9 protein-coding genes and 1 pseudogene are annotated in these 7,874 nt (G+C 65.2%); 6 read left to right on the forward strand and 4 right to left on the reverse strand.

Annotation, left to right across the window (positions count from 1 at the left end; genetic code table 11):
* Positions 1-533, forward strand: a 533-nt coding sequence (locus tag VDP82_RS10855) for an N-acetylmuramic acid 6-phosphate etherase (protein WP_323014865.1), incomplete at its 5' end; no start/stop codon positions are given.
* Positions 534-565: 32 nt separating this feature from the next.
* On the opposite strand, the gene VDP82_RS10860 is transcribed toward VDP82_RS10855, so the two are convergent.
* Entirely contained in the window at positions 566-907 is a 342-nt protein-coding gene (locus VDP82_RS10860; RefSeq protein ID WP_323014866.1) for a hypothetical protein, read from the reverse strand.
* A 172-nt stretch (positions 908-1,079) separates the two neighbouring features.
* Between VDP82_RS10860 and VDP82_RS10865 the strand changes: the two genes are divergently transcribed.
* The 3 genes from VDP82_RS10865 to VDP82_RS10875 are packed head-to-tail and all read left to right on the forward strand — an operon-like array spanning position 1,080 to position 3,508.
* On the forward strand, positions 1,080-2,195 hold the full coding sequence (locus tag VDP82_RS10865; RefSeq protein WP_323014867.1) for a hypothetical protein: 1,116 nt from the start codon (positions 1,080-1,082) through the stop codon (positions 2,193-2,195).
* A 20-nt stretch (positions 2,196-2,215) separates the two neighbouring features.
* Entirely contained in the window at positions 2,216-3,076 is an 861-nt protein-coding gene (locus tag VDP82_RS10870) for a rhodanese-like domain-containing protein (RefSeq protein WP_323014868.1), read from the forward strand.
* 9 nt (positions 3,077-3,085) lie between these two features.
* Positions 3,086-3,508 (forward strand): hypothetical protein, encoded by a 423-nt coding sequence (locus VDP82_RS10875; protein ID WP_323014869.1) that lies wholly within the window; start codon positions 3,086-3,088, stop codon positions 3,506-3,508.
* Positions 3,509-3,539: 31 nt separating this feature from the next.
* Here the strand turns inward: VDP82_RS10875 and VDP82_RS10880 are convergent, their stop codons facing one another.
* From VDP82_RS10880 to VDP82_RS10890, 3 genes are read right to left on the reverse strand one after another with little or no spacing between them, the layout of a single operon-like run.
* Positions 3,540-4,352: a DeoR/GlpR family DNA-binding transcription regulator gene (locus tag VDP82_RS10880; RefSeq protein WP_323014870.1), complete on the reverse strand. Its 813-nt coding sequence runs from the start codon at positions 4,350-4,352 to the stop codon at positions 3,540-3,542.
* The gene (locus VDP82_RS10885) at positions 4,349-5,365 is read right to left on the reverse strand and encodes a hypothetical protein (protein ID WP_323014871.1); all 1,017 of its coding nucleotides are present in this window, start codon (positions 5,363-5,365) and stop codon (positions 4,349-4,351) included. Before VDP82_RS10885 ends, VDP82_RS10880 begins: the two co-directional genes overlap by 4 nt.
* Positions 5,366-5,403: 38 nt before the next feature.
* Entirely contained in the window at positions 5,404-6,393 is a 990-nt protein-coding gene (locus VDP82_RS10890) for an extracellular solute-binding protein (protein WP_323014872.1), read from the reverse strand.
* A gap of 130 nt (positions 6,394-6,523) precedes the next feature.
* On the opposite strand from VDP82_RS10890, the gene VDP82_RS10895 reads away from it, so the two are divergent.
* Both VDP82_RS10895 and VDP82_RS10900 read left to right on the forward strand, forming a co-directional pair.
* The gene (locus VDP82_RS10895; RefSeq protein WP_323014873.1) at positions 6,524-7,585 is read left to right on the forward strand and encodes an ABC transporter ATP-binding protein; all 1,062 of its coding nucleotides are present in this window, start codon (positions 6,524-6,526) and stop codon (positions 7,583-7,585) included.
* Positions 7,586-7,588: 3 nt separating this feature from the next.
* Positions 7,589-7,874, forward strand: a pseudogene (locus VDP82_RS10900) (iron ABC transporter permease); the annotation flags it as partial.

Raw genomic sequence — 7,874 nt, forward strand, 5'->3', positions numbered from 1 at the left:
TCGCCCTTGGACCCGACGATTGCCACATCGCCATAACGGCCAGCGGCTCCACCCCCTATCCCATGGCGGCGGCCGAAGCGGCGCGCGCGGCGGGCGCCAGCACCATCGGGATCAGCAATAATCGCGGCGTGCCGCTGTTTTCGCGCGTCGATGTCGCCATCTGCCTGCCAACGCCCCCCGAAGTCATTGCCGGCTCGACCCGCATGGGCGCGGGGACGGCGCAAAAGATCGCGCTCAACATGCTCTCCACCCAGATGGCTGTGCATCTGGGCCATGTGCATGACGGGTTCATGGTGAACGTGGTTGCCGACAACATGAAGCTGCGCGGCCGGGCGCGGCGCATCGTCATGGCCGTCACCGGCGTTTCCGAGGCCGGCGCCACCGCCGCGCTGGAACTGGCCGGGGGCGCGGTCAAGCGCGCCATCCTGCTTGCCGCCGGCGCCGGGAGCCCCGAGGATGCCGACCGGCTGCTGGCCGACCATGGCGGCCATTTGCGCCCTGCCCTCGCCGCCCTGCGGAAAAGATCCGGCTGAAGGCGCCGCCTCCGCCTGGCGGCGGGGCGGTTTCAGCCCGCGACCAGGCCGCATCCGACCCAGATCAGCAAAGCCAGCAAGGCCAGGGTGGCAGCCAGCCACAGGGCAAGCATCAGGCCGAACTGGATAGGATTGCTGCCGGCGCTGATCTCGCCGCCCCGCAGCGCCATCCTGCCGGTTCGCAGGGCGCGGCGGAGATCGGCTCCGAACAGCATTGCCGCGGCGGCGCCAAGCAACAGCGCCAGCCACAAATGCACAGCCGGAACATTCCGACTGAAGACCGCCAGGGCCAGATAGAGCCCGATGCCCAAAAGACCGACCAAAAGCGTGGTCCGGAGCAATTGTGCCAGGATGGATCCGGTCTCGTTGGCCATGTCTTCTCCTCCGCCGGCGCGCCGATATTGACGGCGGGAGCGTTTCTTTTTGCACAATTCAATTGAACCGCGTTCCGGGGACGGGCTCATCCCCTGAATCGGGGTTGCCAGAGCGGGCGGGAGAATCATAGGGTTCTGCCGGCACGAAATGCCCTTGGGGAGGGAGCTTCCAATGGGTCTTTTTCGACGAACTGCGCTCTGGGGGCTTCTGGCCGCGCTTTGCGTCCAGCCTTCGATGGCCCAGCAGGGCGGATTGCGTGTGGCCCCCGTCACGCTGATGCATTCCGACATGGCGGCGCTGCGCGGCTTCATTCCCGCCGGCTGGCAGAGCCAGGGCGGGCTCACCTGGGGCGATCCCTGCGCGCCCTATGGCTACAATATCGACTGGCAGGCCAATTCGCCCGATGGAGGCTGGCTCGGCGTCGCCTTGCTGCCCGCCCTCAACTGGGGCCGGGGCGAATACAGCAATTGCCGCCAGCAGCCCATCGCCTCGTTGCGGGACCTGCTCAACTATGAAGCGCAGGCCATCTGGCCGGGCGCGCGCATGATCGATTTCCGGCCTCGCCCCGATCTCGTGGGCGGACAGGCGGTCCCCTCGGAATTACCGGGACTGGGACTGAACTATCCCGGCATTTCCATGCGCGCCTGGCTCGATGCCGGCGAGGCCATGTTCGCCTTTTCTGCGCCCAATGGGCAGGAAATGCGCGGCGCCATCCTGACCAGCGGCTTTTTCAGCGAATCTCGGCTCGACCCTTCGGCGACGGGGCTGCAAATCGACATGTCGCAATTTCCCGGCCTGCAACTGCCCCCGCCCCCGCCGGCGCAGACTTTCCATACCGGGGGCAGCGAATCGAGCTTCGTTACCTGGGCTCCGGCCGGGCAGCTCGATCTCGTGGCCAGTGAAGCGATCCGCAAATCCTTCATTCCCACCGCCGAATGGTCCGATTTCATCATGAAGCATCGCGCCACCATCGACGCGCAGAATGCCAAGGGCGCCGCCGAGCGTGCCGATATCCGCCGCCAGACCAATGCCGAAATCGCCGGCATGATTGCCACCGGCTACAATGAGAGCATGGCGGTGAACGAGCGCAGCAACCGCGAATATATGGAATCGGTGCGCGGCGTCGAAACCTACCTCAACAGCTCGGGCCAGCCGGTGCAGCTCGATTATAACTACCAGAACGCCTGGCAACTGGCCGATGGCAGCTATTTCCTGACCAACGACTCCAACTTCAATCCCAACTCCGTTTTCAACATGGACGGCCGGCAATTGCAGGCCGCCCCCTGACCCAGGAAGAGGACCGCATCGTGAAAAAGGCTGTTTCCATCGCCATGACCGTGACCCTGCTGGCCTCCCTGCCGGCCCTGGGGCAGGACGGCTTCAACCAGATGCCCAGCAATAATGGGTTCAACACGCAGAACCCGAATTTCCAGCAGCAGCCGTCGCCGAACTTCCAGCAGCAGCCGAGCTTCCAGCAACCTCAGCCCAGTTTTCAACAGCCGCAGCCGAGCTTCCAGCAGCCTCAACCCCAACCGAGCTTCCAGCAGCCGCAGCAGCAGCCGAACCAGACCGACATGATGATGCAGCAATTGCAGCAGATGGCGCAGCTGGAATTGCAGGATTATGGCATTCAGCCGACCCAGCAATTGCATGACGGGGCCATGCATGGTCCCACGCCCAACTCCATTCCGGGCGCGCGCGTCACCACCACGGCCGAGCTGTTCCAGCTGGTGATGGGCAACCAGCAGCCTTATCTGCTGTTCGACGTGCTGGGGGGCGACCAGACCCTGCCCGGAGCGATCATGGCGGTCAACGCCGCCCAGCCCGGCTCTTTCCAGGACCAGACCCAGCAGGGGTTCGGCCAGTTCCTGCAACAGGTCACCGGCGGTAGGCAGGACGCGACGCTGATCTTTTATTGCGCCTCCACCCAGTGCTGGATGTCCTATAACGCTGCCTTGCGCGCTGCCAATCTGGGCTATCGCAACGTGCTCTGGTATCGCGGCGGGCTCGAAGCCTGGTCCTATGCCGGCCTGCCCACCATGCCCGCCGGAGGCGGCATGATGCCGCAAAATCCGGGCGGCGCCATGGCGCCCAACATGGGTGGCGGCGGCATGATGATGCCGGGCATGAATGGCGGCGGCGCCATGATGCCCAATACCGGCTATTGATCCGCAGCGATGGCGGGGCCGGGGGCCAAGGGCTGGGGCCGCATCGCCTTTGCCCTGGCTTTGGGCGCCATCGGCTTCTGGCACGCTCAATATCAGCGCGAGCTTGCCATCAAGCGCGAGAAGCTCCGCGTCGTGGCCACCATCACCGCCGATCCGCTGACTTGCCGCGACGACAGCCGGCCCTTCGGCGTGACGATCCGCAATCTGGCCAGCCGGACGGTGCTGTCGGCCACCTTCACCATGCATGAAATCCCCATGCCCGCAGCCACTTTCCCCAGCGAAATGCCCACGGTTTCCCTCAAGGCTCCGCTTCGCGCCGGCGGGGTGCACAGGGATTGCTATGCCCTCAACCGCATGCGCCTGTTCGCCCGCGGCGTCGATCCGCGCCGCGTGCATTTCTCGCCGATGCCGACCGAGGTGATTTTCGAATAAAAACGATGCCGCTTGCCGTTGGCGGCGGCGGTCAGACCGTTACCAGCCTGAGGCCCTTGAGCACGCCGGGGTCATCGAAATGGGCGGCGGGGCTGCCGTTGGTGATGAGCACGTCGACCTGGTCGAGATGGGTCACGATATGGGGGGCGCGGCGGTCGAACTTGCCTTCATGGGCCACTAGGATGACCTGCCGGGCCTGGGGCAGGATTTCCCGTGTCAACGCCACTTCCATGGGGTCGAATTCGAGCACGGAACCATCGCGGTCGATGGCGCTGGCGCCGATCAGCGCCACGTCGAACTTGAATTTCTGCTGGTTCGCCGCGCCCAGGGTCAGGATGGACGTGTCCTTGTTGCGCACATAGCCGCCATAGACATAGACGGTGGCGTCGGTATTGAGCGCGCAGGAATAGACCACTTCCAGGTTGGGGGTGGCGATCAGCACGCCCGGCAGTTCGGCTATGACGGAATGCAAGGCATGAAACGTGGTGCCCAGGCCCACGAAGATGGTCGCGCCGCTGAAAAGGAACGGCCTCAGCGCCCCCATGAGCTGGCGCTTGATCTCGGCTTCGGTGGCGTGGCGCTCGCTGAAGGTGTAGCGGGCCACCCCCGGCGCGGCGAAGGCGCCGCCAAAGCCCTTGACCAGCAGGTTGCGCTTTTCCAGCACCCTGAGGTCGCGGCGGATGGTCTGGGTGGTGACGGAAAACTGCCCGGCCAGCTCGGATACGGAGGCGGCGCCATTGGCGCGTACCGCCTCCAGAATGGCGGCCTGGCGCTGGTTGAGATTGCCGGCCATGCCGGCCTCCTCGGGCGCGGCGCGCTCTTCCAGCCGGCCCTGCCCGCTCATTTCAGGCGCACGCCCAGATAGGTGCGGTCGTCGGTCAGCGCGAGCCCGGTGGTGCCCTTGGTGCTCATATAACGGCCGATCTTGTGCGGATCCTCCGCTTCCACGGCGCGGAAGGCTTCTTCCCAGGACGCGACGCCAAAGCCTTCGCCCAGCCTGAAATAGCCGTCGGAGAAAAGCTCGATGGTGTCGATATCGGCGAGGCTGTAGCTGCGCGTTTCCACGAAGCGCGACGGTACCGGAAAGCCATCCAGACCGCCATAGCCGAGCACCGGGCCGGTGACATTCTGGAAATCGCCCTGCGCGTAGCAGATGCCGCCTCGGATCAGGGTCTCGATCTCGGCGGCCGGCACATCGGGCAGATGCGCCTGGCAGGCCGCCAGCGAACGCCGCTCCAGCTCCGCCATGATCGCGGGATCGGCAGTTTCCCCGCCGGCCGGCTGGTGGCGTGTCCCCTGCCAGGTGACCATGCCCGAAAGCCGGTCGCAATCGGCGGTGTCGCGCCCCAGCGCCTCGAAATAACGCCAGGTTTCCCGCCGCAGGATGGCGGTCACATCGTCCAGCGGCTTGAGCACCTGAAGGACATCGGCGCCATTGATGCGCAACCCGCTGTCGCCCACGGCCACCACTTCCAGCCGGTCGCCCAGAATCAGCGCGGCCATCACCGTACAGCCGCCGCGCAGTTTCCAGTCGGCGGTGACGGCGTCGAGCGCGCCATGGGCCACATAGCCGGCATGGATGGCGACGCCCAGATATTCGGCAAAATGCTGCCCGCCGGCAAATTGCAGCTCCGGCAGGGCCGGATCGCCCTGGGCGAGCAGGAATTTCTCGACCGCGGCCTGCACGGTGCGCGAGGCGAACTGGCCCGAAAGCATGTTGCCATAGCGCGTGCCATTGCGGTCGGTTACGCCGTCGATGACGGCGTAACCCCTGTTGGGCATGACAACGAGACTGTCCTCATTGGCCTCCGGAGCGCTGAATTTCTTACCCAGCGAAAAGGCTTCCATCTGCTTCATTCGGTCCGATCCCGTCGTCATACCTGGCCGCGAGCGGCTTATTCGCCGATGGCCACACGCCAGAGGGCAAGCACGCCTTCGGCCCCGCCGAAATCGATCAGCGGCTTGGGCTTGACGACATTGGCATCGCTCAGATTGGGCGTACCCGGAGGCGGTGCCACGTCGGTCCGCACCGAACGGCGGCCGATTTCGTTGGCGAGCAGTTCCTGGGTCGACTTGGACAGGGCCCAATCGATGAAGATCTTGCCATTGTCCGGGTTCGGGCCGCCCCGCACCAGGGCCACGCCGTCCGGCGTCGCAACGGTGCCGTCCGAGAGCAGCACCACGCCCATGGGCGCGCCGCCATGCACATATTCGAGCGCATTGTCTTCCAGCGTCAGGCCCATCGAGGCTTCGCCGTCAGCCACGAAGCGCGGCACGGCGCCCGAGGAGTCGGTAAGCACGAAGTTCTTGGCGATTTCGGCATAGGTGTCCCAGCCCTTGTCGCCAAAAATGGTCAGCACGGCCTGGAGCTGCTGCATGGCCGAGCCGGAATTGTCGGCGCGGGCGGAAGCGATCTGGCCCTGCCACTTGGGATCGGCCAGCTCGGTCCAGCTCTTGGGCGCGTCTTCGAGCGAGAGCATGTCGGTATTGACCGCCAGCACGTAGACCACCGCCGTATAGGGGGTCCAGGCCGAGTTATCGATGAACTGCGGGTCGACCTTGTCGAAATCGGCGGGCGTATAGGGCTCGAGCAGGCTGGACAGCTCGGTGAGCTGGCTGCCCGAGATCGACCAGATGACGTCGGCGGCCGGCGCGGCGGCTTCCGCCTTGGCCCGGCGGGCCACGTCGCCTGAGCCGAGCTGGACGACTTCGGCCTTGAGGCCGGTTTCGGCTTCGAACACCGGCAGCAGCCGGTCGACGATGGACGATTTGTGGGCGGTGTAGATCACCACCGACCCTTCCTGGGCCATCAGTGCAGGGCTCAGGGCCGTGGTGAAGGCCAGCGCCCCCGCCAGAGCCAAGAATGTTCGTTTTGCAACACGCATAGGTTCCTCCTGTTGTCTCTTGATCAATCCTGACCAAATTCGATCATGAAACGACGAGAAACTTGTTGCAAGACGAAAATCGTGTTTACTCTTATCTTGAATTTGGGCGGAGCGGCCTGGGAGGGCGTGCATGGCATATCTAACCGTTGCGGATGGGGTGAAGGAGTTCAGCACCTTCCAGGCATTGGGTGGGGTTTCGATTTCGGTCGAGCGGGGCGAGTTCTTCACGCTGCTGGGCCCTTCGGGCTGCGGCAAGACCACGCTGCTGCGCGCCATTGCCGGGTTCAACGACCTCACCTCGGGCAGCATCACGCTGGACGGGCAGAACCTGCGCTCCATCCCGCCGCACAAGCGCGATATCGGCATGGTGTTCCAGGATTATGCGGTGTTTCCGCATCTGAGCGTCTTCGACAACGTCGCTTTCGGGCTCAAGCCGCGCAAGGTTCCGGCCGGCGAGGTCAAGACCCGCGTCGCCGAGGCGCTGAGCGCGGTGCATCTGTCGGCGCTGGCCGAGCGCCTGCCCGCCGCCATGTCGGGCGGCCAGCAGCAGCGCATCGGCCTCGCTCGCGCCATGGTGATCAATCCGCGCCTGCTGCTCATGGATGAGCCGCTCTCCAATCTCGACGCCAAGCTGCGAATCGAATTGCGCGAGGAAATCCGCGACATCCAGAAGCGCGTCGACATCGCCACCATCTACGTCACCCACGACCAGGAAGAGGCGCTGGCCATTTCCGACCGTATCTGCGTGATGAGCGCGGGCCATATCGAGCAGATCGGCACGCCGCAGCAGATCTACGGCAATCCGCAGACGCTGTTCGTCGCCAATTTCGTCGGCACGCTGAACACCCTTCCCGAGGGCGCGGGCCTCAACGCCCTGCTCTCCGGCCTGGGCCTCTCCCAGCCCAGCGCCGCCCATTGGACCGTCCGCCCCGAGCGGCTGGCGCTTGGCGTTGCTGGCGAAAAGGGCGGCGCGGGCATTGCCGCCCTGCCCGGCCGCATCGGCAAATACACCTATCTGGGCCGCGAGGCCCATGTGCAGGTGGAGACCGATGCCGGGCTGGTGGTGGTGCAGATCGCCAATCCGGGCACCGAAGCCGCGCGCCAGCCGGGCGAGGCGGTGACCGTGCTGGTCGAGCGGGCCGCGCTGATGGCGTTCGACGCCGACGGCAAGCGCCTTCCGCTGGAGGGCTGAACCATGGCCCGGCGCTTCGATTTCTGGACCGTGGTGATGATCCTCACCTGGCTCATCCTGCTGGCCCTGCTGTTTATTCCGGTCGGCACGGTGCTGCTGTCGAGCTTTTTCGATTCCGTGGGCAATCCCACGATCGACAATTACCTGCGCTTCGTTTCCGAGCCGCGCTTCCAGCGTGCCTTCCTCAATACGCTGGTGGTGGGGTTCGGCGGGCTGGTGGGGGCGCTGGTGCTGGGCTCGATCATGGCCTTCTGCATTTCGCGCTTCGAGATCGCGGGCAGCCGCTTCG

Source organism: Devosia sp. (assembly GCF_034675085.1).
GTDB lineage: Bacteria > Pseudomonadota > Alphaproteobacteria > Rhizobiales > Devosiaceae > Devosia.

What these genes read in the sequence shown, in the direction of transcription:
- VDP82_RS10860 (WP_323014866.1), bottom strand. Translation starts at nt 907, where the DNA reads ATGGCCAACGAGACCGGATCCATCCTGGCACAATTGCTCCGGACCACG.
- VDP82_RS10895 (WP_323014873.1), top strand. Translation starts at nt 6,524, where the DNA reads ATGGCATATCTAACCGTTGCGGATGGGGTGAAGGAGTTCAGCACCTTC.
- VDP82_RS10865 (WP_323014867.1), top strand. Translation starts at nt 1,080, where the DNA reads ATGGGTCTTTTTCGACGAACTGCGCTCTGGGGGCTTCTGGCCGCGCTT.
- VDP82_RS10890 (WP_323014872.1), bottom strand. Translation starts at nt 6,393, where the DNA reads ATGCGTGTTGCAAAACGAACATTCTTGGCTCTGGCGGGGGCGCTGGCC.
- VDP82_RS10875 (WP_323014869.1), top strand. Translation starts at nt 3,086, where the DNA reads ATGGCGGGGCCGGGGGCCAAGGGCTGGGGCCGCATCGCCTTTGCCCTG.
- VDP82_RS10885 (WP_323014871.1), bottom strand. Translation starts at nt 5,365, where the DNA reads ATGAAGCAGATGGAAGCCTTTTCGCTGGGTAAGAAATTCAGCGCTCCG.
- VDP82_RS10880 (WP_323014870.1), bottom strand. Translation starts at nt 4,352, where the DNA reads ATGAGCGGGCAGGGCCGGCTGGAAGAGCGCGCCGCGCCCGAGGAGGCC.